The sequence below is a fragment of the Streptomyces sp. NBC_01092 genome, assembly GCF_045039535.1.
In the GTDB taxonomy this organism is placed as follows: Bacteria; Actinomycetota; Actinomycetes; order Streptomycetales; family Streptomycetaceae; genus Streptomyces.
In genome coordinates this window covers 2799361-2822221 of the sequence record NZ_CP108659.1, presented here as the reverse complement: position 1 = coordinate 2822221, position 22861 = coordinate 2799361, and the positions used below count along the sequence as shown (strand labels likewise).

At 69.2% G+C, this 22861-nt stretch carries 36 protein-coding genes; 19 read left to right on the top strand and 17 right to left on the bottom strand.

Annotated elements, in window-relative coordinates; genetic code table 11:
- Positions 1-28: 28 nt before the first annotated feature.
- Positions 29-616: a hypothetical protein gene (locus tag OG254_RS12570; protein WP_405580731.1), complete on the bottom strand. Its 588-nt coding sequence runs from the start codon at positions 614-616 to the stop codon at positions 29-31.
- Positions 617-751: 135 nt separating this feature from the next.
- On the opposite strand from OG254_RS12570, the gene OG254_RS12565 reads away from it, so the two are divergent.
- From OG254_RS12565 to OG254_RS12505, 13 genes are all read left to right on the top strand, one after another.
- Positions 752-994, top strand: a complete 243-nt coding sequence (locus OG254_RS12565) for a helix-turn-helix domain-containing protein (protein ID WP_405580728.1) — start codon at positions 752-754, stop codon at positions 992-994.
- Positions 991-1167, top strand: coding sequence for a hypothetical protein (locus OG254_RS12560; protein ID WP_405580725.1), 177 nt, complete (start codon positions 991-993; stop codon positions 1165-1167). Before OG254_RS12565 ends, OG254_RS12560 begins: the two co-directional genes overlap by 4 nt.
- Positions 1168-1310: 143 nt before the next feature.
- Complete coding sequence (locus OG254_RS12555; RefSeq protein ID WP_405580723.1) at positions 1311-1751, top strand: hypothetical protein; 441 nt, start codon at positions 1311-1313, stop codon at positions 1749-1751.
- A 441-nt stretch (positions 1752-2192) separates the two neighbouring features.
- A complete protein-coding gene (locus OG254_RS12550; RefSeq protein ID WP_405580720.1) occupies positions 2193-3656 on the top strand; it encodes a hypothetical protein in 1464 nt (487 codons plus the stop codon).
- Complete coding sequence (locus tag OG254_RS12545) at positions 3653-4186, top strand: hypothetical protein (protein WP_405580718.1); 534 nt, start codon at positions 3653-3655, stop codon at positions 4184-4186. Before OG254_RS12550 ends, OG254_RS12545 begins: the two co-directional genes overlap by 4 nt.
- A gap of 9 nt (positions 4187-4195) precedes the next feature.
- Positions 4196-4459 carry a hypothetical protein gene (locus tag OG254_RS12540; RefSeq protein WP_405580715.1) on the top strand — a complete coding sequence of 88 codons (264 nt, stop codon included), beginning with the start codon at positions 4196-4198 and terminating at the stop codon, positions 4457-4459.
- Positions 4460-4465: 6 nt separating this feature from the next.
- Entirely contained in the window at positions 4466-4834 is a 369-nt protein-coding gene (locus tag OG254_RS12535; RefSeq protein WP_405580713.1) for a hypothetical protein, read from the top strand.
- Positions 4824-5027 (top strand): hypothetical protein, encoded by a 204-nt coding sequence (locus OG254_RS12530; RefSeq protein WP_405580711.1) that lies wholly within the window; start codon positions 4824-4826, stop codon positions 5025-5027. The genes OG254_RS12535 and OG254_RS12530 overlap by 11 nt, the downstream gene beginning before the upstream one ends.
- Entirely contained in the window at positions 5024-5239 is a 216-nt protein-coding gene (locus tag OG254_RS12525; protein WP_405580709.1) for a hypothetical protein, read from the top strand. The genes OG254_RS12530 and OG254_RS12525 overlap by 4 nt, the downstream gene beginning before the upstream one ends.
- Before the next feature lie 13 nt (positions 5240-5252).
- The gene (locus tag OG254_RS12520) at positions 5253-5630 is read left to right on the top strand and encodes a helix-turn-helix domain-containing protein (RefSeq protein WP_405580706.1); all 378 of its coding nucleotides are present in this window, start codon (positions 5253-5255) and stop codon (positions 5628-5630) included.
- Complete coding sequence (locus OG254_RS12515; protein WP_405580703.1) at positions 5627-6007, top strand: hypothetical protein; 381 nt, start codon at positions 5627-5629, stop codon at positions 6005-6007. Before OG254_RS12520 ends, OG254_RS12515 begins: the two co-directional genes overlap by 4 nt.
- Entirely contained in the window at positions 6004-6480 is a 477-nt protein-coding gene (locus tag OG254_RS12510; RefSeq protein ID WP_405580701.1) for a hypothetical protein, read from the top strand. The genes OG254_RS12515 and OG254_RS12510 overlap by 4 nt, the downstream gene beginning before the upstream one ends.
- Before the next feature lie 8 nt (positions 6481-6488).
- Entirely contained in the window at positions 6489-6716 is a 228-nt protein-coding gene (locus tag OG254_RS12505) for a hypothetical protein (protein WP_405580698.1), read from the top strand.
- A gap of 56 nt (positions 6717-6772) precedes the next feature.
- Here OG254_RS12505 and OG254_RS12500 read toward each other — a convergent pair whose 3' ends face one another.
- Positions 6773-7135, bottom strand: coding sequence for a DUF4429 domain-containing protein (locus tag OG254_RS12500; RefSeq protein ID WP_405580695.1), 363 nt, complete (start codon positions 7133-7135; stop codon positions 6773-6775).
- A 175-nt stretch (positions 7136-7310) separates the two neighbouring features.
- Here OG254_RS12500 and OG254_RS12495 point away from each other — a divergent pair, with 175 nt between their 5' ends.
- Positions 7311-8402 (top strand): tyrosine-type recombinase/integrase, encoded by a 1092-nt coding sequence (locus tag OG254_RS12495; RefSeq protein ID WP_405580692.1) that lies wholly within the window; start codon positions 7311-7313, stop codon positions 8400-8402.
- Between the two features lie 55 nt (positions 8403-8457).
- Here OG254_RS12495 and OG254_RS12490 read toward each other — a convergent pair whose 3' ends face one another.
- A complete protein-coding gene (locus OG254_RS12490; protein ID WP_405580689.1) occupies positions 8458-8691 on the bottom strand; it encodes a helix-turn-helix domain-containing protein in 234 nt (77 codons plus the stop codon).
- Between the two features lie 360 nt (positions 8692-9051).
- Between OG254_RS12490 and OG254_RS12485 the strand changes: the two genes are divergently transcribed.
- The 3 genes from OG254_RS12485 to OG254_RS12475 are packed head-to-tail and all read left to right on the top strand — an operon-like array spanning position 9052 to position 13855.
- Positions 9052-9270: a helix-turn-helix domain-containing protein gene (locus tag OG254_RS12485; protein ID WP_405580686.1), complete on the top strand. Its 219-nt coding sequence runs from the start codon at positions 9052-9054 to the stop codon at positions 9268-9270.
- Complete coding sequence (locus OG254_RS12480; RefSeq protein WP_405580683.1) at positions 9270-13598, top strand: hypothetical protein; 4329 nt, start codon at positions 9270-9272, stop codon at positions 13596-13598. The genes OG254_RS12485 and OG254_RS12480 overlap by 1 nt, the downstream gene beginning before the upstream one ends.
- Positions 13598-13855, top strand: a complete 258-nt coding sequence (locus OG254_RS12475) for a hypothetical protein (protein WP_405580681.1) — start codon at positions 13598-13600, stop codon at positions 13853-13855. Before OG254_RS12480 ends, OG254_RS12475 begins: the two co-directional genes overlap by 1 nt.
- 61 nt (positions 13856-13916) lie before the next feature.
- On the opposite strand, the gene OG254_RS12470 is transcribed toward OG254_RS12475, so the two are convergent.
- Complete coding sequence (locus OG254_RS12470) at positions 13917-14123, bottom strand: hypothetical protein (RefSeq protein WP_405580678.1); 207 nt, start codon at positions 14121-14123, stop codon at positions 13917-13919.
- Positions 14120-14512, bottom strand: coding sequence for a DUF6415 family natural product biosynthesis protein (locus OG254_RS12465; protein WP_405580676.1), 393 nt, complete (start codon positions 14510-14512; stop codon positions 14120-14122). The genes OG254_RS12470 and OG254_RS12465 overlap by 4 nt, the downstream gene beginning before the upstream one ends.
- Before the next feature lie 228 nt (positions 14513-14740).
- Here OG254_RS12465 and OG254_RS12460 point away from each other — a divergent pair, with 228 nt between their 5' ends.
- Positions 14741-15982 carry an XRE family transcriptional regulator gene (locus tag OG254_RS12460; RefSeq protein WP_405580674.1) on the top strand — a complete coding sequence of 414 codons (1242 nt, stop codon included), beginning with the start codon at positions 14741-14743 and terminating at the stop codon, positions 15980-15982.
- Position 15983: 1 nt separating this feature from the next.
- Here OG254_RS12460 and cutA read toward each other — a convergent pair whose 3' ends face one another.
- Both cutA and OG254_RS12450 read right to left on the bottom strand, forming a co-directional pair.
- Positions 15984-16310: a divalent-cation tolerance protein CutA gene (gene cutA / locus OG254_RS12455; RefSeq protein WP_405580671.1), complete on the bottom strand. Its 327-nt coding sequence runs from the start codon at positions 16308-16310 to the stop codon at positions 15984-15986.
- Positions 16311-17261: 951 nt separating this feature from the next.
- Positions 17262-17393 carry a hypothetical protein gene (locus OG254_RS12450; RefSeq protein WP_405580668.1) on the bottom strand — a complete coding sequence of 44 codons (132 nt, stop codon included), beginning with the start codon at positions 17391-17393 and terminating at the stop codon, positions 17262-17264.
- A gap of 254 nt (positions 17394-17647) precedes the next feature.
- Between OG254_RS12450 and OG254_RS12445 the strand changes: the two genes are divergently transcribed.
- On the top strand, positions 17648-17980 hold the full coding sequence (locus tag OG254_RS12445) for a hypothetical protein (protein WP_405580665.1): 333 nt from the start codon (positions 17648-17650) through the stop codon (positions 17978-17980).
- 46 nt (positions 17981-18026) lie between these two features.
- On the opposite strand, the gene OG254_RS12440 is transcribed toward OG254_RS12445, so the two are convergent.
- From OG254_RS12440 to OG254_RS12395, 10 genes are all read right to left on the bottom strand, one after another.
- Positions 18027-18413 carry a helix-turn-helix domain-containing protein gene (locus OG254_RS12440; RefSeq protein ID WP_405580662.1) on the bottom strand — a complete coding sequence of 129 codons (387 nt, stop codon included), beginning with the start codon at positions 18411-18413 and terminating at the stop codon, positions 18027-18029.
- 507 nt (positions 18414-18920) lie between these two features.
- A complete protein-coding gene (locus OG254_RS12435; RefSeq protein WP_405580660.1) occupies positions 18921-19145 on the bottom strand; it encodes a hypothetical protein in 225 nt (74 codons plus the stop codon).
- Positions 19142-19615, bottom strand: a complete 474-nt coding sequence (locus OG254_RS12430; RefSeq protein ID WP_405580657.1) for a hypothetical protein — start codon at positions 19613-19615, stop codon at positions 19142-19144. The genes OG254_RS12435 and OG254_RS12430 overlap by 4 nt, the downstream gene beginning before the upstream one ends.
- Positions 19612-20007, bottom strand: a complete 396-nt coding sequence (locus OG254_RS12425; protein ID WP_405580654.1) for a DUF6907 domain-containing protein — start codon at positions 20005-20007, stop codon at positions 19612-19614. The genes OG254_RS12430 and OG254_RS12425 overlap by 4 nt, the downstream gene beginning before the upstream one ends.
- Complete coding sequence (locus OG254_RS12420) at positions 20004-20186, bottom strand: hypothetical protein (RefSeq protein ID WP_405580651.1); 183 nt, start codon at positions 20184-20186, stop codon at positions 20004-20006. The genes OG254_RS12425 and OG254_RS12420 overlap by 4 nt, the downstream gene beginning before the upstream one ends.
- The gene (locus OG254_RS12415) at positions 20183-20479 is read right to left on the bottom strand and encodes an HNH endonuclease (RefSeq protein WP_405580649.1); all 297 of its coding nucleotides are present in this window, start codon (positions 20477-20479) and stop codon (positions 20183-20185) included. The genes OG254_RS12420 and OG254_RS12415 overlap by 4 nt, the downstream gene beginning before the upstream one ends.
- Entirely contained in the window at positions 20476-20787 is a 312-nt protein-coding gene (locus OG254_RS12410) for a hypothetical protein (protein ID WP_405580646.1), read from the bottom strand. The genes OG254_RS12415 and OG254_RS12410 overlap by 4 nt, the downstream gene beginning before the upstream one ends.
- The gene (locus OG254_RS12405; RefSeq protein WP_405580643.1) at positions 20784-21545 is read right to left on the bottom strand and encodes a DUF6907 domain-containing protein; all 762 of its coding nucleotides are present in this window, start codon (positions 21543-21545) and stop codon (positions 20784-20786) included. The genes OG254_RS12410 and OG254_RS12405 overlap by 4 nt, the downstream gene beginning before the upstream one ends.
- On the bottom strand, positions 21542-21904 hold the full coding sequence (locus tag OG254_RS12400) for a hypothetical protein (protein WP_405580640.1): 363 nt from the start codon (positions 21902-21904) through the stop codon (positions 21542-21544). The genes OG254_RS12405 and OG254_RS12400 overlap by 4 nt, the downstream gene beginning before the upstream one ends.
- Before the next feature lie 117 nt (positions 21905-22021).
- Positions 22022-22663: a hypothetical protein gene (locus tag OG254_RS12395; protein WP_405580637.1), complete on the bottom strand. Its 642-nt coding sequence runs from the start codon at positions 22661-22663 to the stop codon at positions 22022-22024.
- Between the last annotated feature and the right edge of the window lie 198 nt (positions 22664-22861).

The window sequence follows — 22861 nt, the reverse complement described above, 5'->3', positions numbered from 1 at the left end:
ACCGGCCTGGTGCGGGGCTCCTTGGCGTTCAGAGGCGGCGACGCGGCGTCGCGTTCGGGTGCGCGCTTTCCAGGGCCAGGCCCTCCTTACGGGCCCGGTGTAGCCACCCACGGACGGTCGCCGCCGATACACCATGACGTTCGGCCAGCACCTCCGCAGGGTTCGACGAGCCGGACTCCATGGCCCCCATGTACTCCGCCGCCCGTTCCGCGAGCTGAAGCAGGGCGTTCTTCCTGCGGAGGGCGTTGCCCTTGGTCGCGCCGGCCAGCTCGGGAAACTTCTCGTCCACGATGCTCCGCGCCAAGTCCGCCGGGCTCACGTGCTGCCCGTAGGGGCTGCCCGAGACCAGACGGCGCTCGGCCGCGGCTTGCGCGGCCTTCTCCCAGCGCGTCACTGGGAGGTCTCGCAGTGACTGCTCAATGCCGTGGGTGGAGTGGACGGTGTAGCTCAGCACTTTCAGCGGCAGGCCCGGCACCATTCCGAACTTGAAGATTACGAAGAGCTCCGGGTCTGTATCCCAGACGTGCACCTCTACGGTGCGGGCGTCGGCGCCGGTGACGGCCCAGATTTCGGGCTCTTCGGCCTCGACCTTGAGCTGCGGTGCGCGTGCGGGCATAGGCCCATCCTTGTCGACCCCAGGACGCGAGTGCAACATCCGGCGCCGAGTGTGTGTTGAGCGCGCCGCGAGAGTGATCTAAATACTCTGCTTCAAAGTGTTGAGATCACACGCTCGTTGGTGTTGAATTAGAACATGGACATCGAAGCCCTGAAGAGGGTTTCCGAGGTGCGCCGCATGCTTGCTTCCGGGCAGGCCCGCGAGCGCCGGCTGAGTCTGCGGATGTCCCTGCGCGAGGTCTCCACGGCACTGGAAATGACGCCAGGCAGCCTCTCTCGCTGGGAATCCGGACAGGTTCAGCCGCGCGCCGGGGCCGCCCTCAAGCTCGCCGACATCCTCGGAATCCGCACCGCAGACAGCCGGGAGAAAGCCGCATGAGCGGCGGAATCACATTGCGGAAGCTGCCGGGGGAGAGCCGTGAAGAGTTCATCGCGCGGATCGTCGCCGCCCGCCCGCCCCTCAGTGACCCGGAGAAAGTTCAACTCCGCGCCATCTTCCGGCCCGTTCTCGACGAGCCCCCGAAAATCGAGGTCAGCCGGTACGCCGCCTAGCGGCACGAAAGCGGCCCCCACCAGAACCGGTGTTCCCGCACCGGACCGACAGGGGCCTGATCCGACCCGCACACGCCGAAGCCCCGGGCATCTTCGCTCGGCAGCGACCCAGGGCTTCAACGACAGATAGGACTCCCAGCATCATGACAGACCGCGAAGCCTTCGACGAGATCGCCTCCAGCATCGACGACAGCAGCGCCTTCTACGGCGCCATCCAGGAAGCCCGGGCCAAGCTGCATCGCGAGCACCCCGGCGGCGTCGACGTCACGCTGATCGGCCACGAGGCGTGGCGGCAACTCACCCCCGTACAGCAGGCGCAGGCCCTCGACGGGCTGTTCGTCGCGTACATCGTCCGCCTGCACGACGAGGAGCGCGCCGCCAAGCTCAACGACGCGGCGGCCGAGGTGAAGACGTACCTCGAAGGCGACGACGAACACGTGCTGCACGACGCCCTCAGCGCGGTCCGGCCCATCGGCGAGAACACCGAGGTGAACGGGGTCTGCGCCTCCGCCCTCGCCAACGTCCTCGACGAGCTCGACCTCCTGCGCCACCGCCTCGCCATGACCAGGCGCGACGACGGCTAACCGGCCGGCCGCGTCCACGCGGGCGCGGCCATCAACTCCATATCCCTCGCGAGACGACCCACAGGGCACCCGCACCGCCTCGCCGCCGCGAAGGACACCAAGTGACCAAAAGGAAAAGGGCCCGCGCCACCGGGCCCCTCACGACGTCAACGCCGACTTCCTCACCCCCGAGTGTATCCGCGAAGCCGCCCCAACCGGCAGGCCTCTTTCCCGGATCCACCGAGCCGCCGATCGTCCGGCCCCTTGTCGTCGTCACCAGCGGTCGCAGAGAGACCGCCGTGCGCTGCCCCAGCTGCAGCAACTGGCACCGCCACGTCGGACTAGGTCCGCGGCGGGCCCCGTGCGGCGTCACCTATCGAATCCAGCCCCGCAACGCGACCAGGAGCACCACGTGAGCAGCAAGCCAGGCCGCCGACGGCCGGCCTCAGAGGGGGGTGGCCCGTGGGCATCCGTCTGATCGTCGAGGTGCTCGACCACTGGCAGGACGCGGGCCTGACGCCCGGCGAACGGTGGGACCTGCTTGTCCTCGCCGAGAACGCCAACGACGGCAGCCGGCTGACCTTTGGGCCCGTACATGCCCAGCACATCCTGGACCGGGCGAACAAGAGCCCCAAGGGGTGGAGGAACGCCATCACCGCCCTGATGCGCAAGAAGGTCATCACCACGCACCTGCCGGGCCGCATCAACCAGTTCGCCGTCTACCACCTTGAGCACCTGTGCCCTGAGGCGCCGCACGACGGCAACAAGGGGCAGTGCACCCGCCCGCCGAAGGACCAGAAAGAGGGTCACCCCCCAGGTGACCCTGTCCCCACAGAGGGTCATCCAGCGGATGACCCTGAGGGTCACCCCACAGATGACCCTCTTACCCAAGAGGGTCATCCAGCAGATGCCAAGAGGGTCATCCAGGAGGTGACCCCTACTCCTCTTGTCTCCTCTTTTAAAGACTCTCCTCTTACTACCCCCTCCTCCCCCGTGGCTGAGGACTCGACGGAAACGTCCGTCATGCCGACAGACGCAGAGGAGGGAGGCGGGGGAGGGGAGATTGAATCTTCAGAAGATCAAGAACAAGACAAACCCCTCGCGCGCGCCGAAGCGTTCGTCGACAGCCTCGACTACCGAGGAAAGCGGCTACAGAAGTCGCAGCGAGCCAAGCTGGCCGCCCGCGTTGCTGCCGCCTTCAAGGATGGATGGACCGAGAACGGCCTCCGCCGCTACCTCGACATCAGCGACGACCCGTCGGTTCGCACCCCCGCCGGCGTGTACGCGCACCGGCTCTCCGAGGACGAACTCCCCCCGGCCGCCGACTCGTCGACGCTGCCGCCTGTCTGCGACCAGCACACGCCAGCAGCCGCCACCGACGTATCCCTGCGCGTCCACCCCATCACGGGCGACCCGTGCCCGCGCTGCCACCCGTCCTCCATCGGGCAAGCGACCGCCGAGTCTGTGCCTGCCTGCGCCGCCTGCCTTGAAGAGAACCCGGCAGCTGACCGCAATATCCGCCTCCGCTACCGGGTCGTCGACGACGTACACCAGGCCTGCCCCGACTGCCACCCGAAGCGCATCGTCATCCTCAAAGCCCAGCAGGCGGCCCGCGACACAGCCGACGGCGGCATGTGGGAACGAGCAGCAGCAAGGGCTGCCAGCAGGACACTCACCGGAACCGACGCCAGGGTTCAAGGCTGGCTCGACCTCAGCCATCAGCTTGCAGCTGAGGAGCAGGCCGCCCAGAAGCCCGCCACGTCGGATCAGCGGGCGCAACAGGCCATCGAAGCGGGCCGGCGCATACAGCGTCAGGCGGACGGCCCTAAGCCCATGGTCGCCAGCAGCGGCTGGAGTGGTCCGTTCAAGTGCCCTGAAGACCAATCCGTGTATGACGAGCCATTCTGGCCCAAGGAGGACCAGTGATCAGTCACGTCGAAGAGACGGTGTCTGCCCAGCCGGCGGTAGGAGTAGGGCGAACTGTCGCCTACGCCCTGGCAGTCCTCGGCACGGACGCAGTCCAGCGCCGGACCCTCCGCGCGCTCCTGCCGAAGGGCGAACTCAAGCAGCGCGGACTCACCGCCCGCACCCGCCAGTTGCGAGGCGAGCAGATCCGGGTCACCAAGAACAAGACCTCAAAGGTCTTCGGTGAAACCCTTCAACGCTTCGAGGCCTGTGGCTGGCTGGAGCGGACTCCCGACCTCGTCCACGTCCGCAACCGCGCCGCGCTACTCGAGCACGCCCTCCAGGGGCGTCCTGCCGTCCCGCGGGAACTGCTCGACCTCCAGCGCGCTCTCGACACCGTCCGGGCGGACGACAGGGCGGCGCAGACCGCACTGGTCGACGAACTCCGCGAGCAGCGGCGCCAAGAGATGAAAGCCCTGATGGCACTCATGCAGGCCCCGGCCGCCGGCACCGGACCGGTGCGCATCGTCCACAAGTCCCAAGTGATCTAAGGAGGCGCCGTGACGTCCGACGAGACCCGTAAGCGCATGGCGCCGCACCACGCTGCTCAGCGGAGTGCCGGGGCCATCGCCCTCAACATGATCACCGGCGACGTAGAAGCATCCCTCGACCTCCTCCTCTCGATGGACACGGACGAACACATCGCCGTCATCTCGGCGCTCGCCTGCGACCTCGCCGTAGCCCTCGGGAAACTCCACGGCGGCCAGCACGTAGCCGCCGAACACCTCCGCAAGCAGCTGCGGCACCTCGCCGAAAGGAACTGACCCACCTTGATTGAGTACCTCGGCCGCTCCGGACCGCCGGAAGCCATGAACTGCCCGGCCCTCATCTGCGACACCTGCCGCGAGCAAGTCGTCGACCGCGGCAACGTCATCTGGGGAACGACAGCCGGCGCCGACGGCCCCCGTCGCAGTACCCCGCTGTTCGTCGCCCACAAGGGGCGCTGCGACCGCGCCTTCGACCTGTGGTTCGCCCAGGCCTACCCGGCTGCCGACGGCTGGCTCCAGCTCTGGGAAGAGGCTGCGGTGTTCGTGGGGCAGCTCACCCACAACCTCACCCACGCCTTCGCCGACGACACCGACGGCGAATACCACCCTCACCACCTTGTGCTGCCCAAGGAGCGTGAACGTGCGGACTAACGACCTCACCGAAGCTGAGGTGTTCGGGCCGATCGGATACCTCGCGACGTGTCTCGCCCACATCCGTACCGGACACGAGATCAACCTCATCGAGTACGGCTGTATCGCCGTCGCCCCGCTACAAGTCGAGGTTGACAACGCCCGCCACATGGTCGACGTCCTCGCCAACCTCCGTCCCAGGGAGAGGTCATGACTTCTCACGTCGAGCAGCAGATATCGGCGCGCATCGCCCGGGTGCGCGCCGAGGCCGAGCGCAAGCGCCAGGAGCGCCAAGAGCTCGCCCGCCGGCGTGCTGCCGGCCTTGCCAAACGGCACGCACGGAAGCTTCGGCGCCTCGCCGAGAAGGGACGGGAGCTGGCTCCCACCCTCGACAACACGACCTTCGCCGCCAGCGGCGCTATGTAAGGAGTGGCCGCCCATGACCGTTTCTGACCTGGACGCGAAGAGCCAGGCGATCATCCTGCTCGCCCGCGGCGCGTCGACCGACAAGACCGGCGAGACGCTGGGCGTATCGGGGCGAACCATCCGAAGGTGGCGCGAAGACCCCGACTTCGAACAGGACGTGCTGACGGCCCGGCGGGAGCTGCTCGCCGAAGCGCGGGCCGCCCTCGCCGGCGCCGCCCGGGACGCCATCACGACCCTGCACGCGGCGCTGCAGGACGAGAACCCGGCGAACCGGATCCGGGCCGCCTCCATCCTCGTGAACACGCTGCCTGCGATCTCCGAGCAGCTTGAGCTCGAGGACCGGCTCGCCCAGCTCGAGGCGGCCCTCGGCGATGCACGGAGGTCAGCGTGAGCTCCCGCGACATCCGTGCCCGCCTCGACCGCCTGGCGAAGGCCCTCGGCGAGCAGAAGACGGACGGCCCGGTGTGCCGCTTCCACGGGTTGCGCTGCCGTATGGGCGCCAACTGGCCGCTCGACTATCAGGAGGACCCGGCCGACGAGCTGCTCGACCTGTTCGCCGACGCACGCCGGAGCCTCGGGCTCGAGGTCGCGCCGCACCCGCGGGACCGGTGGCGCACCGACCGCCACGAGCAGGTGCCGCCCGAGGAGCTGGCCCGCAACAAGCAGGAGGCCGACGAGCTCCTCACCGCCGTGAAGGCCCGCAACGACCAGCTCGAGGCCGCGCTCCGAGCGGAGCCGGCAGTCATCAACCACCAGGAGGAATCATGACCATCGACTTCAACGGCACGCCGTTCAGTGCGAGCGTGGCGGGGGACCGCGTGCACGACTTCCGTCTGCCGCTCGACCGGTCCCGCGTCCCGGCGAAGACGCAGGAAGCCCTGCACGCCGTACAGGAGGCGCTCACCGCGGGCGAGAAGGCCAAGACGCAGCCGGCGAAGCGGGAGGCGTCTGACGCCCTTCGTGCCGCTGTAGACGACGTGTACGACCGGGCGGCGTCGACCAGCCGGGCGGACCGTGAGACGCACCGGGAGCAGTACGCCTACGGGGCGGCGAAGCTTGCCCGTGCGCTCGGGGAGGCCCAGGCCGCGCTGCAGTTGATGGCCGATCACGGCCAGCAGTACGCCAACCCGGTCGGTGTGGGCTTCCCGTTGGACGTGCGGAGCCACTCGCCTGCGGTCATGCAGCTGCGGCTGATCTCCGAGACCATCGCCAACCTGCCGTCCGTGCCCGAACTGGCCTAGGGAGAACCGTGGAGCGGAAGACGAGGACCAGGCGGCCGACGCCGGCGGAACGGCATGCTGCCCGTGCGCTGGGTCAGGCCGAGCCTGACGAGGTGGTCGAGGATGTGACGCCGACGGCTGCTCTGATCGCCGAGCGGTTGACGGCGTCTCGGGTCTCGGCGAAGCCGAAGGGCATGCAGACGGCCGAGTGGTACGGCATTCGTGCTCGGGGTGGTGACGGGCCGGACGCGGCCTGATATTCACCGCCCGCTGATTTCGCCCGGCCGCACCGCACCGCGGCCGGGCGCAGTCGTTACTCAGGCGGCAATAGCTGCGGGCCGTGCTGCGCCGCGATGGCCTGGTCCAGCGCAGCCCGGAGTTTCTCGAACTCCGGCTGCTGCTTCCTTGTGAACACCACCGAGTTCTCATCCTGCACCGCGCTACGGGTCTGACTGCCGAACGCACTGCGCTGCTCGTTACCCCCCGGCACCGTGAACTGGATGAACCCGTTCACCATCAGGCCCGCCGGTTTCCACTGCACGGCACTGATCTGAGCGATGTGGAGCCGCTTCTCCCCCTTGCCCACGGTGAGGCGCGCACCGAATCCCGTGCGTGTGATGGTGACGAACTGGCCGTCGAACTGGACCTGTCCAGTGTGGCCTTTGACGTCGATCATGCTGGTACCCCCCTTGTTGATGTGGGGCATCGTGCCACGGGGGCTACCGCAACGGGAGGGGTTCCGGTGCGCTCCCGCGGTGACTTCCTAGGTAGTCAGTTCACCACCACATAATTACTGTTATGTGGTACTCATGAAGGAGGGTCACCAAGACCCGCCCGAGGGGGAGTTGCCCATGAGTGAGATCGTCGCCCGGCCGCACGGCGGCCAACTCGACACCGAGATACGCAGCGCGGTCGACGACTGGCCGGAGGAGGCCGTCGACTTCGCCAACGACCTCGCCGCGCACTACCCGCCTGGCGACCCACTGCCCGCCCTCGCCGGCGCATGGATAGCCCGGCAGAAGACGAAGAACACCCGCAGCACTTACGTGCGCCAGTTCCGGGTGTGGGACCAGTACGCCCGCAGCCGCGGCACGCACCCCCTCGACGCCAACTTCCCGCTCGCAGAGGCGTTCTCCCGCCACCTCGAGACCGCGCCGACCATGAAGTCCGTCAAGGGCGGCAAGCGCGGCGAGAAGGCCCCCGTCGGCCCGCCGCGCTCCGACAGCGCCCGAGCGAACCTCTTGTCCGCGTGCTCGTCCTTCCACGCCTACGCCGTGCGCGCCCGCCGGGAGGGCTCCGACCCGTTCGAGTTGGTCTCCCGCCCTGACCTCGAGCAGGCGGACTCCACCACCCGCGGCTCGACTGAGGACGAGTCGGCGCTGCTGCTCACCGCCGCGCGCGCCGACTCGCCCCGCGCCTACGCCCTGCTGCTCGCCATGTACTCGATGGCGCTGCGCCTCGACTCCGCTCTGAGCGCCCGCGTGGAAGACCTCGGCTACGACCAGGGGCACCGAACCCTCAACGTCCGCCTCAAGGGCGGCAGGCGCAAGCGCAAGGCCGTTCCGCCCGCCACTGGCCACGCCCTCGACCTGCACCTCGACGGCCGCACCGAGGGCCCGCTGTTCCAGACCAGCACCGGCCGTCCGCTCGACCCCAAGTACGTGTGGACCCTGGTCCGCCGGCTCGCCGCCACGGCCGGCATCGCCAACGCGGCAACCTTCCACCCGCACGTCCTCAAGCACGACGCGGTGACGCACGCCCTGGCCGCGCCTGGAGCCAAGCTGCATGACGTGCAGGACTTCGCCGACCACAAGGACCCACGCACAACGCGGCTGTACGACCAGAAGAAGGGGCGCCTCGACAGCAGCCCCGGATACGGCATTGCCGCCCGCCTCGCCGAGCGCCTGGCCGAGCACGACGACGACGCGAGGGAGCGAGACTGAGCGAGGGGTGACGAAGGGTCCGGACTACTCCGGACCCTTTTCGTTTCGGATTTCGTTACGCGGCGCCGCGCGCGGGGTGGCTGCGGCCGGCGTCGTCGACAGCTGCCGCGCGCAGCTGCTCGCGCTCCTCGTCCGTGAGAGCAAGCACCGCGGCGAGCATCTCGGCGACGACCGCTGATGGGGCGCGCTGGCCGGCCTCGAGCAGCCACAGGTAGCCCTGGCTCACTCCTGTACGGCGCGCGGCCTCTCGCTGCCCGAGGCCGGCCCGCTCCCGCGCGGCGCGAAGCATGGGGCCGAGCGTTTCGGGCGGGGTCCGGCGCTCCCGTATCAGGCTCATCAAGACCCCCAGTGGGCACGATTCAAAGGCTATGACCATTCTTCCACCTTCGAATCGTAGGTGAACTGGAGTATCGTTCCAGTTAGGACGAATCGAGTGCAGCTGTAAGGCCAGTCGTTCCATCGGGCGTGATGCCCGACCGGGCGGGATGCCCACGGGACATGAGGCAGCGGCTGCAGGGCGTGGCGAACGAGCAGCCGGATGGGGGCTGCGAGGCCATCGCGTGATGCGAACGCCGAGCGAGACGAGCGGGCCCACCTCGAGCCCGCGGGACGCGTCCGTATCCGCCGACGCCTCGCCCTGGGAGCCCCCGTGCCCCGTACCTTCAACGGCCCCCGCTTCCGCGATCAGCGGCGCCTCGCCGGCCTCTCCGTCGAGGACATCGCCGCCCGCATCGGGCGCTCCACCTGGTCCGTGTGGGGATATGAGCGCGGCACAGCAGTGCCCCCGATCCCCGTGGCTGACGCCATGGCCGACGCAGTCGGTCTGCCGCTGGACCGGTTCCTCGCCGACGATCTGCAGGCCGCCTGATGGCCGGCGCATTCCGCATTGCGGAGGGATATGTCGAGGTCACGGCCGACGAGTCTGGCTACAACCGGACCATGGACCGGCTGCGGTCCAGGCGGAATCAGGTCAGCGTCGGCGTCAAGCTCGACGACCGCGAGGCCCGTACCGAGCTCGACCGCTTCACACGCGACCGCAACCTGAAGGTCAAGGCGGTCCTCGACCGGTCTGCCCTGTCCAGCGCCCGCTTCCGTGACCTGACCGTCAATCTTGTGCCCGAGTTGGAGGAGGCGGCGCGGCGGCTCGCCGAGTCCCAGCTCGCCACCCTCACCCGCGACCGCACCGTGCGGATCCTCGCGGACGCTGAGACGCGGGTGGCCGCCGATGACCTGGCGCTGCTCACTCGGCCTCGCACCGCCCGCATCACCGCGGACGCGGACACCCGTTCCGCGGCGGACGATCTGGCGCTGCTGACCCGTAGCCGCACGGTCAACGTCCGTGTCGACGTCGACGGCGCCGCCCTCGGGATCCTGTCCGGCCTCGGAGGTGCGGCCGGATCCGCCGGCATGCTGTCGTCGCGCCTCGCTGCCCTGGCCGCCGCTGCGTTGACGGCACTGCCCGCGGTCGCCTCCCTCGGTGCCTCTCTCGTTCAGATCGGGCCGGCTGCCGCCCTCGCGGTGCCGGCGCTCGGCGGCCTGGTCACCGCCGTCGCGACCCTCGCGGTCGGCCTCAGAGGAGTGGGCGCCGCATTCAAGGCCGCCGGCGACAAGAGCGGGCAGAGCGGCGCCTCAGCGGCAGCCGCCGCCCGGGCGGTGGCAGAAGCGCAGATCAACGTGGCCCGTGCGTCCCGCTCGCTGAAGGAGGCCCAGCAGGACGCGGCGCGGGCGATCGAAGACGCGCAGGCCCGGGTGAGGGACGCCGCCGAGGACGTTCGCGATGCCGAGGTGCAGGCGGCAGCTGACAGGCAGGCCGCGCTGCGCCGGGTCGCCGACGCCGAGCGCAGCCTGACCGATGCGGTGAGGGACGCGAAGGAGGCGCAGGAGGATTTGACCGAGGCGCGTGAGGAGGCCGCGGATCAGCTGGAAGACCTCAACAACCGGCTCGTAAGCGCCGAGTTGGACCAGCGTCAGGCTGTCCTCGACCTCCAGGACGCGGAGAAGGAACTCGCCGCCGTCCGCGCTAAGGGCGCTGCCGCAACTCAGGAAGAGATCGACGAGGCGCAGCTCGGCTACGACAGGGCGGTCCAGCGGCTGAAGGAACAGCAGACGGAGACGGAACGGCTGCGGGAGAAGACTGCCGAGGCGAACGCGGACGGGGTCGAGGGCTCGGAGACGGTCCGTAACGCGCAGGAGAAGGTGGCCGACGCGCAGCGCACTGTCGGCGACCGGGCGCGCGACGTGGGGGACGCGCAGGCCGAGGCCGCGCAGACAGCGAAGGACGGCGCCGACTCGGTCCGCGACGCGCAGCAGCGCCTCGCCGAGGCGCAGCAGGGTGTGGCTGATGCTCAGGTCGCGGCGGCGCGGCAGGTCCGCAGCGCCCAGGAAGCCCTCGCGGACGCGCAGCGGGCCGTCAACGCCGCGCAGTCCCAGGGCGTGGCGCAGACCGACAAGTACGCCGAGGCCATGGCGAAGCTGTCGCCGAACGCCCGGGAGTTCGTCACCGCGGTGCGCAGCATGGGCCCCGCGTTCTCGGAGCTGCGTCTCGACGTCCAGGATCGCCTGTTCAAGGGCCTGGGGGATTCGTTCACCACGATGGCGACTGCGTCCCTGCCTGCGCTGCGGGTGGGGCTGGGCGGGGCCGCGGACGGCCTCAACGCGGTGGCCCGCGACTTGATGGGCACCTTCACCCGGCTCGCCGACCAGGGCGTGCTGACCCGCATGTTCCAGGGCCTGAACGAGGGCTTCGGCCCGCTGAAGAAGATCCCGGGCCAGTTCGCGCAGGCGTTCGTGCAGTTGTCGGTCGCGGCGTCGCCCGCGTTCAAGCGGATCACTACGGCGATGGCCGGGGAGTCCACCGAGATCTCGAAGAAGTTGTCGGCCGCGTTCGAGTCTGGCCGGCTCCAGGACGCCATCGATCACGGCATCGACGTGGCGAAGCGGTTCGGTCGCCTCCTCGCTGACGTGTTCGGGTCATTGAGGAACATCTTCGGTGCGGCCGCGGCTGGCGGCGGGGATGCGCTGACTACGCTGGGCAACGCCTTCAAGGAACTGCGCCGGGTGACGGGGCTGCCGGAGATGCAGGACGGGCTCACCCGGATCTTCGCCGCGTTCAACTCGATCGCATCCCTGGTGACCACCGTCGTGGGGGCGGCTCTTGCGGGGCTGGTGCCGATGCTCGCGCCGTTCGCGGATCTGGTGAAGACCATCGCGGATGCGGCCAAGGGACCGCTGACTGCGTTCTTCCAGTTCGTCGGAGACCACCACGTGATCTTCGGGGCGCTTGCCGCCGCCGTGCTCGGGATCGCGGCGGGCATGAAGCTGTGGGCGATCGGCACGGCCGCGGTGACGGCGGCGCAGGCGATCCTCTCAGCCGTGATGGCTGCGTCGCCGTTCACGTTGGTCGCGCTCGCGGTCATGGGTCTTGCTGCCGCGTTCGCCTACGCGTGGCACGAGTCGGAGACGTTCCGCAACATCGTCACCGGTGTGTGGGAGTCGGTGAAGTCGGCGTTCTCGGCGACGGTGGAGTGGGTCAAGAAGTACCTGATCAAGCCGTTCCAGGAGGCCTACAACCTCATCGTCGGGAACAGCATTGTCCCCGACATGGTGAAGGCGATCATTGGCTGGTTCTCCAAGCTGTGGACGCGGACGAAGGAGCTGTTCACCCAGCTGAAGAACTGGGTCGTCGACCTGTGGAAGGGTCTGTGGGGGAGCGTCCGCGCACGGTGGGATTCGTTCTGGAGCGGGCTGAAGGGGTCGGTGTCCGGGGCGTGGAAGTGGGTCCGCGACAGCGTGTCCGGCCTGCGGAGCGCGGTGAGCAACGCCTGGTCGGGCCTGTGGAACGGCGCCCGCGACAAGGTGACGGGCATCTTCTCGACGATCCGCACGAAGATCAGCGAGTTCAGTTCAGGCATGAGGAGCGCCTTCACCAACCTCAAGAACGGGCTCGGCTCGATCTGGAACGGCATCAAGTCGACAATCGGTGCACCGGTCAAGTGGGTCATCAAGAACGTGTACGGCGGCATCCGCAGCATGTGGAACACGATCGCCGGGAAGATCAGCAGCAAGCTCACTCTCCCCGCGATCTCGCTGGGCTTCAACAAGGGCGGCGTCGTCCCCGGCCAGGGCAACTCGGACACCGTGCCCGCCATGCTCACCCCCGGCGAACGCATCCTGTCCAACCAGCAGGTTGCCCAGCTCGGCGGCCACCGCGGCATCGACGCCATGCTCGGCCGGGACAAGCCCACCCGGACTGGCGGCAACCCCACCAGGCGGCAGGAGAAGGAACGCCAGCAGGCCGGCACCCAGCACTTCGCTGAGGGCGGCATCGTCGGGTCCATCAGCAGCGCGATCGGTTCCGTTGCCTCCTGGGCGAAGAACATCGTCGTCGGCGGGCTCAAGGCCGCCGCACAGAAGGCCATCAACTCGATGGTGAGGCCGCTCATCAACCAGATCCCCGGCGGCGGCGTCGGCAGCCTCATGCGGGGCCTGTCGAACCGGGCCCTCGACGGGATGCTCGGCTGGTTCGGCAAGGAGGACAAGAAGGCCGCGGGCGGGCCCTCGGTGCAGCGGGCCCTGTCGTGGGCCAGGACGCAAAATGGCAAACCGTATCAATGGGGCGGAAACAATAACCCTTCCTGGGACTGCTCAGGTCTGGTTTCAGGCATCGAGTCCGTAATCCGTGGGGAACGTCCGCACCGCCGGTGGGCGACCGGCTCGTTCAGCGGCTCCAGCGGCCCGCCCGGTTGGGTGCGGAACCTGAACTCGCCTTACATGATCGGCATCACGAATGCCGGTGTGGGGCACACGGCGGGCACGCTGGCCGGGGTGAATGTCGAGAGCCGCGGCGGCGACGGTGTGGTCATCGGCAAGGGCGCCCGCTCCTACAAGGACAGCCTGTTCACGTCCCGGTGGGGCTTCGCGCCGGCCGCCAAGTTCGACTCCGGCGGGCTGCTCCAGCCCGGGGCGACGCTCGCCGTGAACGACACCGGCCGGCCGGAGCGGATCCTCGACGCGCGGCAGACCGCGATGTTCGAGGAGCTGGTGCGGGGCGGCGCCCGCGGGATCACGGTCACCTTCGGGGACATCGTCATCAGGGACGCATCACTGTCGAGTCCAGCGGACCGCAGGAAGGTGGCGAACCAGCTCGTTGGCGAGATGAAGGAAGCTTTGCGCCAGTTCGACAGGGGGCGCGTCTGATGACCGTGGTTGCTCGGATGATTCTTCCGCGGTTGGACATGGCCGCGGGTGTCGTCGCCTGCCCGGAGTGCGCCCAGGATGACGCGCTGGTCGTCACGGTCGACGTTGAGGACACCAGCGAGACGCCTGCGTTCATGCGTTGCGACGCGGGTCACCAGTGGGCCGACCAGCAGGTGACGCGAGGGTTCGCGGTCGAGGTGTTCGAGCTGATGAAGCGCGAGTTCCCGGATCTGATCCGCTTGTCCGCCATGGACTAGAACCCGCCCCGTGCGGAGGCCCCGCCCATCCGCCACGGGGGTAACGGACGAGCGGGGCCGGTCAGTGGCCCGAAAGGGCGCGTGCGATCAGGACGCGGGCCAGGATCCGGATCGCGTCCGCGTTCGGCTCGACGAGGGCGGCGTGTTCACGGTGCGCCCACACCGTCCAGCCGGGGCCGGACATGCCCAACTCGTGGGCGACGGCTACCGCGTCGTCGGGGTCGGTGATGAGCCCGTCGCAGTAGCGGCACACGTGCAGTGGGGTCACGACGCTGGTCCGCTGAGCTGCTCGTAGTGGTCGCACAGGGAGTTGAGGACTCGGGCCAGGCGCCGGGCGTGGGCAACGCGGGCCTCCAGCGTGGGCCGTGGCGTGACGCTCAGCTTCCGGCGTGCCTCGCCGACGCAGGCGAGCGCACAGTACGTCTGCACGTCCTTCGGGCGCGGGCCAGCCGCCTGCGCTACCTCGGGGATGAGCAACTCAAGGTGGCCGCGCAGGGTGCGGTCGAGCGTATCCAGCTCTGCGGCGCCGGGCGGGAGGGCATCCGGTCCGTCGTCCGGGCCGAGGGTGAGGGCAGCCGTCTCTCGCATCGTGGCGACGTCTGGCGGCGCCTGGTTTTGCTCTTCGGCGGCTGGCGGGTGGGTGGTAGTAGTGGTCACTGTCGGCGCTCCTCGAAAGCGTTGGCCACGCCCCGGGAGGCCACCACCTCGCCGGGGTCTGAAGGCTCAACCTTGCGAGCGCCTACGGCTTCTGACTTCCCTCCGAGGGGTACCCATCATGGGTACCCTCACCGTCAGACCACGCCATCACCACGCGCGACGGGGCACCTCATGACCGGTCACGAACCGCCAACCGCGCTCCCTCGAGAGCTTCTTGAGCGCCCCGACGTGAAAGCCGCGCTCGCCAGCCACGACTTCGGGACCGTGTTCCATGTCGCTCGTGCCGAGGCGGGCATCAGCTACTCGATGATCGCGGCAGTGTGCGGCATCAAGCCGGAGCGGGTTGGGACGCTCGCCAAGGGCGACGGCAAGGTGACGACGTTCGAGAAGATCGTTCGTATCGCCGACGCGTTCCGGATTCCCGGCCACATGGTGGGGCTCGCCCCGCGCCCGTGGGAGACGCCCCGTGACGGCTCGGCCGGCGTGGCACCTCGACGGGAGTTCCTGAAGACCTCCGCGGCGGCGAGCCTCGCCGTCGGTCTCCCCGAGCTCTCCCGCCCCTCGACAGGCGGCAAGGTCGGCAGTGACCTCCCCGGAAAGCTGCGCCAGCGCACGGCCCGACTGCGGCGCCTCGACGACGTCCTCGGCGGCGGCGACACCTTCCGTACCTATCTCGGCGAGTACCACTCCACTAGGGCGCTGCTGCGTCGCCGCTCGTACACGGAGGAGACGGGGCGCGCCCTGCTGTCGGTGCTCGCCGAGCAGGCGCAGCAGGCTGGGTGGGCGGCGTTCGACGACGGCCGGCATGCCGAGGCGCGCGGCCTGTACGAGGCGAGCCAGAAGGCTGCGGAGGATGCGGGGGATGCCGCGCTGGCCGGGAACGCGCTCGCCTTCCTGGCGTACCAGGGACTCCGCGGGGATCGGCAGGCCCGGCACGATGCGGTACAAACCGCGGCCCGGTCGTGTGCCACCGCCGGCCAGGACGCCGCGCCCGGGGTGCGGGCACTGTTGTACGAGCGGCTCGCGTGGGCGCACGCGGTGGCGGGCCATGCCGACGAGACGGAGCGCGCTCTCGAAGCCGCTCACGCGGCGCTCGCCGAGGTCGACGGCGCACCGCAACCGGACTGGGCGGCATGGGTCGACGAGACCGAATTGCAGATCATGTCTGGCCGGTGCTGGACGGAGCTCCGCCGCCCGCTACGGGCGGTGCCTGTCCTCGAGTCCGCGCTCGCCCGGTTCGACGACTCGCATGCGCGGGACAAGGCGCTGTACCTGTCGTGGCTCGCCGACTCCTACCTGACCGCGGGGGAGGTCGAGCAGGCGGCCACGGTCACGGGCCGCGTGCTCGACCTGTCATCCGGGGTGGCATCCGTGCGTCCCCGCGAAAGGCTGGATCCGGTGCTGCGCCGGCTCAGTACGCACCAGGCGGTGCCCGTGGTCGCCGACGTCTTGGAGCAGGCGCGGAGTTGAGCTATTCGGCCGGGGCGGTGTTCGCGGCAATCCAGTCGAGGCAGCCCTTCGACCCTGCCTCGATCGCGACGGCGGCGATCTCCGGGTTCTGCCAAGGGTGGTGCTCCAACAGGTGGGCCTCCAGCTCCGGGTAGCGGGCCCGGGTGGTCTTCAGCAGCAGCTGCCATTCCTCGCCGATGCCGAACTCTCCGTCATGCCAGAACGCGGAGATGACGGGGCCGATGATCTGCGCGCCGGCCGCGAGCCGCTCGGCAACGACGGAGCGGGCGAGGTCGACGGCCTGGTCGCGGGAGGGGGTTGCCGTAGATACCTGGAGGAAGTCAGCCATGCGCGCGAGCGTATGCGTCGGCCGAGGGCCGGGGAAGGAGGCCCCTCTCGTGCGGCGGAGGCGAGCGCGACCTCAACGCGAGCCGACACCTCTCCTGACGAACCATCAGGGGAAGGGGGTGAAAGCTGGGCAAGTCGGGTGCTCAAGCTGCTGCTCAGCCACTGCTCAGAGGTGCTCCGTCGCAGGTCACGGCTGCTCAGTCAACTGCTCAGCTACTGCTCGGAGCAGATTCCGAGCACCTCTTGAGCAGTAGCTTGAGCAGCTCTGACCTGCGGTCGAGCAGTGCCGAGCACCTCGCGAGCAGTACCGATATCGGGGCAAAGCGACCCCGGGAATTGGTCTAGTTCGATCTTCGGCGGACGTCGTGTATAACATCCACGACGTCCCGGATAGCGCCCGGAATGCCCCGTCTTGCGGGGTGGATAGTTGATCTCCGAGGGTGGATAGAAGCCGGATGGTATCCACCTCCTAGCCGGGGAACAAGACGGGGCAAAGTGGGTGGACGGACGGGCGGACGTAATGATCTTGCACCCGGACGTGACCCGGGTCGCGTCCACCCCCTGTCCGGGTAGCTGTCCGGGGGCAAACCGGCACATGTCCGCCTGCCCGTCCGGGGGTTGAGGTCTGCCAAGGTCTACCAAACGATCAAGCTTGTGGCGGCGAATGGCAGACCTCCGGAGACCTCCCGGCAGACCTCGACCTGCGGTTCGGTAGACCTCTGGCAGACTGCTTTGCCCCGCTATGTACCCTGCCTGGACCCGTACCCGACCCTGCATCGTTGCAGGTCGACCCTGCCCGGAACCCTGCCCGAAGCTGGCAGGGTCGGCGGTGACCCTGCCCGGTCGGGGCAGGGTCAAGGCAGGGTTCCGGGCACGGTCCGTCCTGCGGAAAGGCAGGGTCTCGGCAGGGTGCATAGCGGGCATTTCGACCGGACAGCAACCGGACAGACGATCACCAGGAGGGCGCGGGCTGTCCAGTCATGTCCGGTGTCGCGTCCAGTGCCGACCTGCGGTTGTCCAGTTGGCGTCCGGTGCCTGTCCGGTAGCGGACCACGGCTCTGACCTGCATGGTCACGGTGGTCACGCAGGTCAGAGCCACGTCGTGACAGAGGTCGTGACGCGGGTGTGACCCCCCAGGTCAGGGCCGTGACCCGGGTTGTGATGGGTCGTTACGCCGTAACGACCTCAAGGCCCAGAATCACGACCTGTCACGACCTCCGTAACGACCTCGACCTGCGGCGTCACGACCCGGCCGCCGGGTCAAAACCGGGTGCAAACGGGGTCTGCGCCGGGTGCCTCACCGCCTCACCAAACGGCCGTTCCCGCAGGTCGGTTCCGGTGACCCAGCGAGGCGACCAGGTGGAGCATCGGCGCTTCGAGCAGTTCGTCACCACGCCGCCCTTGAAAGGGTTGGGGGCGTCGATGCGACTAATCAGGAAACTGATCGACGCCATTGAGGAGGACGGGCAGCGGATCGCCGCCCAAGATCTCCTTGACCAGGCAACCCAGGTTCAGCGGGGCGGAAGCTCGAAGATCAATCTCAATGAGGTGAATATACACAATGAGATGGATCATGGTCGCGTCTCCGGACCACCTCACCGGCTGGGCGGCCTCCTTCTCCGTCCCGCGTTCACTCGTTCACCCGGTCGTTCACTCGCCCTCGACGGGTGAACTCCTCTCCTGCTACGCGCGCACGTGCGCGCACGAGGCCGGCCGTTCACTCCCTTTCGGCGCGCTGAAGGGCGGCGACGAGCACTTCGAACGCGGCCACATGCTCCGATGCTCGGATCCCCAGCCGGCGGGCGGCGACCGCGGGTGTGAGTGGCCGCTCTTCCGGCGGCTCGGGTGCGGGGCCGCCGAGGAGACCAGCCACCTTCAGTAGATCCTCGTAGGGCACATCGAGGGCCGCGGCGAGCGGGCGCAGGGACTCCGCCTGGACGACCGTCTTCCCGGCGAGCATGCGACTGACGCTCGCGGCGGACATGCGGGCCGCCTCGGCGAGAGCCTTCCTGCCGCCGCCGCGCGGGGAGTCGATGTCGTAGCCAGCTGCGCGCGCGGCCTCCGTGACGTACCGGCCGAACCTCTCAGGGGACGGATCATTCATGCGGGAGATCCTCTCAAGACGAAAGGCCCCCGTACCGTGCCCGGTTACGTCGGGCACGGGCCGAGGGCCCGAGCGGGGGTGTGCGTTGAGCGCAGACCTCTTGGGGGTAAAAGGCTCCGGGGGCCAGGGATAGATCGGTAACGGCCTGCGGAAACGTACCCGTCTTGGCGCTCAGTTGGCGCTCACTCTTGGCGCCAACTCGCGCTCACTTCTGGCGCTCGCTCCGGCCGCCAACTGGCGCTCACCGGGGCGCCCTTCCTGGCGACAGAACGGGCGCCCTGAGCGCGCTCAGTTGGCGCCAGGATGAACGCGCTCACGGGGCGCTCCGAGAGCGCCTTGACTTGGATTGCGACCTGCGGTCGACGCGCCCTCTGCGGGGCCGTGTCGTCGCAGCGTGCGATCCAAACACCCCGCCCCTCAGAGAGGGGGGCTGTTGGGATTCGACCAGCCTGTTTCGAGGTCCCGTGACCCCCTCCTCGGGGAGGGGGTCATTAGGGATTCGACGTGCTACTTCGCGGCCACCAGAACGGCCCGGCTGGGCGCCCCCTCGACGTCCGGCTGCGGACCCGGGCAGGGCTCGTGCGCGGCGTCCTTGAACGAGCCCGTACCGCATGCCTGGCACCACCACGCGGAGTCGCACCAGTACGGATCCTGGTCGTCCCACTTGTGCGTCGACCACGGGCTGCCGGGCGCGAACCGCTCAGGGTTCGGCACCGTCTCCTGCCAACTCACGCCGACACCTTCTTCGTGCTCGGCGTGGCGGCGTTCACCGCGGACTCGACCGTCTTCGTCAGCTGGCGCCCGATCCGGCGGGCCTCCTGCCCGGCGTAGCGCTGCCTCCGGGCTTCCGGCTCGTCGTAGGCGCATGCCGCCGTGAACTCGGCGATGTCGGCCACGTGGGCGCGGATCGCCGCGTGGGCGAGCACTCGGTAGTCGACGGGCACCAGGTCGTTGCCGAGCCGCTGTGCCTTCAGCGCGCGGGCCACGCGGAGGGCGGCCGTTTCCAGCGTTCCCGGCTGCGGGGTGCCGTAGGGCTCCTCGTCGACGTCGATGAGCGCGTACAGCAGCGGCTGCCCGGTCTCCTGCACCTCGTAGCAGACCGGCATCCGGTCCCGGTACAGCTCCAGGATCGCGGCGTGCTCCTCCGGGATCTCGACGAGCTTGCCGTCTTCCTGCGGGTAGAACATCGGCGGTGTCTTCACGACCGCTCTCCCTTCAGTGCGGCCAGCCGGCCGCGGTACAGCTCCATGAAGGCGGTGAACTCCTTCAGGTCGCGGATGAACTCGTCGGCCTGCTCGACGTCGAGCTCGGCGTAGGGGCCCCACAGGTCGCCGGTGTCGACGCTGATCTGTGCGGGCTCGTTGTCGCCCTCCGGGCCGGCCGGGAGGACCAGGTGCGCGGTCAACATCGGCGCCCGCATGTCCTTGTCCGTCTCGATCGGCATCGCCGACCGCTCCGGCGCCGACACGACAGCCAGCCGGCCGCGGTGGAAGAAGTTCCCGTCACAGTCGGCGTTGTGGACGCCGTCGCACCACTCCGGGCACGTCGTCGCCTGGGGGGCACTTGCGATGCGACCTGCGGTCGAGGTGGTCATTTCGACTCCGTTCCGAGGATCCGGTCGAGCAGGGCGGAGAAGTGCCGGGCGCCGTACCTGTCGTCCGTGGCGCGGGCGACGATGAGGAGGTCGGCGACCCGGCCGGCGGGCGGCAGCGGACGGGCCTTGAGGCCCCTCACGGCCGCGTGTTCCGTCGGTCGGTGTACGAGCGCGCTCATGCGGCCAGCTCCCATCCGTCGGGCCGGTACACGGCCAGCAGCAGCCACACCAGCGGCCACGGCAGCGCGTCCGCCTTCGCGACGTTGCAGCCCTCACAGGCGAGGACGAGGTTGTCGACGTCCCACCCGGGCCAGATGCGGTGCGGGATGTAGTGGTCGAGGGTCTTGCGGCGCATCGGCCGCTTCTTGAAGTTGCGGCCGCAGTAGAAGCAGCGCCGGCCGTCCCGCTTGGCGATGGCGCACTGGAAGTGGCCGCGCTCCTCCGTGGTGAGGAGCACCCGAGACGTGCTCACAGGGCCACCTCCGCCCGCGGCAGGTCGAACGGGTACGGGAGGTTGGGGCCGCCGACCCAGCGGAAGCTGTACTGCAGCCACGCCTCGCGGACCGAGTCCAGCGAGCGCCGGTAGTCGTCGGCGTCCGTCCGCGTCCCGTCGAGGAGCGCCTGGCGCCAATCCGCGAGGACGACGAGGAGCTGCTCGACGTAGTCCCGCGGCGCGTCCGAGTCCTCCGGCCGGCCGTAGTCCCCGCTCGGGTACTCCAGCTCGAACAGTCGGTCGCTGCTCAAACCCTCGAAGCGGGCCGCGTAGTCGATGTCGGTCACGCCTCGGCCCTCCGCAGCCGGTCCAGCTCGTTGCTGAGCCGGTAGAGCCGGCCGGCGTGCAGGGCCGTCTCGGCGGCGAGCTCCCGCAGTTGCGCGGGATCCATGGCGGGGAAGTCCTCGACGTCCGCCAGCGGGTACGGCTCCGGCCGCAGCTCGGCGAACGGGCCCCAGCTGATGCGGGCGGGCAGGAACTCGACCGCTCCCGCGTCGGTCTCCACCTCGGCCGCGACCGTGCGGCCCACGTGGGTGACGTCGACGCGCTGCACGATCTGCTCACCGTCGTGTCCGACGCACCAGTGGGGCTCGTCGATGGTGATCTCGCCGTGGTCGAGGGTCTGCAGCGTCACCGTGCCGTCCCCGTAGCGGGGCGCCTGCACGGGCCTCGGCTCGGGCTCACGACGCGGCGGGTACGCCCGCTCGACGGCCGCGGCGAGGATCTGCATGGCGCGCTGAGACTCGGGCGGGAACACGCGCTGCCGGTCGCGTTCCATCTGCTCGTCGAGCTCGAAGAACCCCTGTACGGCAAGCCAGGCCTCGACCTCATGCCGCACCTCGGCGACGGTCAGCGACTCAGGGTCGCGGTCCCCGGCGATCTCCGCCCACGCGATCCCGAGCGCCGTCGTGATCTGCTCGCGCGACATCAGGAAGTCGACGCGCACGATCACCTCGGGGGTGTGCTCCTCGTCGCCGAACGGGTCCGTCGGCCCGTACAGCGGGAGCTCAGGCCGCTCACGGGCCCAGTAGCGGTCGCTGCTCACGCGGCACCGCCGGCGCGGACCTGGCGCAGGGCCTCGTCAGCCTGGTTCAGCTGCTTCTGGAAGTCCCGGGAGGGTGCGGTGACGTCGACGACCGCGAACATGTCGGGGAGCTCCGGCAGTCCGTCGACCCGGAACGCCTGGCCGATGAGGTACCGGGCCATGCACTCGTGCTCCAGCTCGGAGCGGCCGGTCGGCATGGCCAGGACGACCCCGGACTTGTCGACCCACGCGTAGCCGCTGAAGGCCTCGTCGGTGATCGGGGCGTCCTTGTAGGTGATGCCCAGCTCGTCGATGAGCTGCTGCAGAGGTGCGTCCATCAGGTGGTCGACGGACAGCTTGCTGATGGCAGACTGAGCCATAGCGGTTCTTCTCCCTGGTTGTGGGCGAGATACGGCCGTAGGCCCCGGTGGGAAGGTGAGAGCTCCCCCGGGGCCGCCGCTTGTGCGACGGCCGCGAGATGGAAGGTCTGGGACCGCTCAGCTAGCGGCGGGGAGGTGCGCGGACGCGTTGTCGATGGCGTCGGCGAGAGCGCGCAGCTGCTGCGCGAAGTCGTGGGCCGACGCCCGGTCGCGCATCTCGCGGCGCAGGTTCAGAGACCTCAGGTCGTAGGCGAAGGCCACGATGTGCAGGGGGGTGTCCTCGCTGGCCACCAGTTCCGCCGGAAGGCCACTGTCCTGGCCGTCGAAGGAGACCTCGCCCAGCTGAGCGACGCACTGCCCGTCGTAGTGCCAGCTGCCGTCACAGCCGGGGACCCGGCAGTCCTCGGCGGGGGCCGGCTCAGCCGTGACGACGTAGTCACGGGTGCGGGGGTAGGCGGCGTAGGCCTCGTCGAGAACATCCGTCTCAGCGGGAAGGTAGCCGTTCACACGGCGCCACTTGCCCGAGACGAGGGACCAAGCCCGGCGCGGTTCCGTGCTGTTGGAAGCACGGTAGATCTTCGCCGCGGTGCGTCCGAAGGCGGAGCCGTACCGGTCGGCGAAAGCCTGGTCGACGCCGCGGCCGGTGAGGTAGCGGCGGACCAGCAGCATGCCGGCCGAGATCGTGGAGTAGAGGACGCCGAGGTCAACGGCCTGGGCGGCGCTTACGTGGCGCTGGCGAGACGTGAGAGCATGGCTCACAGCGGTTCTCCTGTGTATGCAGGCGTTCCGTAGGCCCTTGCCTGGTGAGACTTGGCGGTAGCACCAGGCGGGGCCGCTTTCGTTGCTACAAACCTAGACCCTGTTGTAGCAACAAAGCAAGCGGTGTGCGGAAGAATCTTGTAGCAACAGGATTCGGGTGCAGGATCTTGCCTGTTGTAGCCACGAACCAGTACCCTC

What these genes read in the sequence shown, in the direction of transcription:
- OG254_RS12565 (WP_405580728.1), top strand. Translation starts at nt 752, where the DNA reads ATGGACATCGAAGCCCTGAAGAGGGTTTCCGAGGTGCGCCGCATGCTT.
- OG254_RS12400 (WP_405580640.1), bottom strand. Translation starts at nt 21,904, where the DNA reads ATGGCTCAGTCTGCCATCAGCAAGCTGTCCGTCGACCACCTGATGGAC.
- OG254_RS12555 (WP_405580723.1), top strand. Translation starts at nt 1,311, where the DNA reads ATGACAGACCGCGAAGCCTTCGACGAGATCGCCTCCAGCATCGACGAC.
- OG254_RS12440 (WP_405580662.1), bottom strand. Translation starts at nt 18,413, where the DNA reads ATGAATGATCCGTCCCCTGAGAGGTTCGGCCGGTACGTCACGGAGGCC.
- OG254_RS12420 (WP_405580651.1), bottom strand. Translation starts at nt 20,186, where the DNA reads ATGAGCGCGCTCGTACACCGACCGACGGAACACGCGGCCGTGAGGGGC.
- OG254_RS12480 (WP_405580683.1), top strand. Translation starts at nt 9,270, where the DNA reads ATGGCCGGCGCATTCCGCATTGCGGAGGGATATGTCGAGGTCACGGCC.
- OG254_RS12475 (WP_405580681.1), top strand. Translation starts at nt 13,598, where the DNA reads ATGACCGTGGTTGCTCGGATGATTCTTCCGCGGTTGGACATGGCCGCG.
- OG254_RS12520 (WP_405580706.1), top strand. Translation starts at nt 5,253, where the DNA reads ATGACCGTTTCTGACCTGGACGCGAAGAGCCAGGCGATCATCCTGCTC.
- cutA (WP_405580671.1), bottom strand. Translation starts at nt 16,310, where the DNA reads ATGGCTGACTTCCTCCAGGTATCTACGGCAACCCCCTCCCGCGACCAG.
- OG254_RS12425 (WP_405580654.1), bottom strand. Translation starts at nt 20,007, where the DNA reads ATGACCACCTCGACCGCAGGTCGCATCGCAAGTGCCCCCCAGGCGACG.
- OG254_RS12570 (WP_405580731.1), bottom strand. Translation starts at nt 616, where the DNA reads ATGCCCGCACGCGCACCGCAGCTCAAGGTCGAGGCCGAAGAGCCCGAA.
- OG254_RS12500 (WP_405580695.1), bottom strand. Translation starts at nt 7,135, where the DNA reads ATGATCGACGTCAAAGGCCACACTGGACAGGTCCAGTTCGACGGCCAG.
- OG254_RS12495 (WP_405580692.1), top strand. Translation starts at nt 7,311, where the DNA reads ATGAGTGAGATCGTCGCCCGGCCGCACGGCGGCCAACTCGACACCGAG.
- OG254_RS12490 (WP_405580689.1), bottom strand. Translation starts at nt 8,691, where the DNA reads ATGCTTCGCGCCGCGCGGGAGCGGGCCGGCCTCGGGCAGCGAGAGGCC.
- OG254_RS12510 (WP_405580701.1), top strand. Translation starts at nt 6,004, where the DNA reads ATGACCATCGACTTCAACGGCACGCCGTTCAGTGCGAGCGTGGCGGGG.
- OG254_RS12560 (WP_405580725.1), top strand. Translation starts at nt 991, where the DNA reads ATGAGCGGCGGAATCACATTGCGGAAGCTGCCGGGGGAGAGCCGTGAA.
- OG254_RS12525 (WP_405580709.1), top strand. Translation starts at nt 5,024, where the DNA reads ATGACTTCTCACGTCGAGCAGCAGATATCGGCGCGCATCGCCCGGGTG.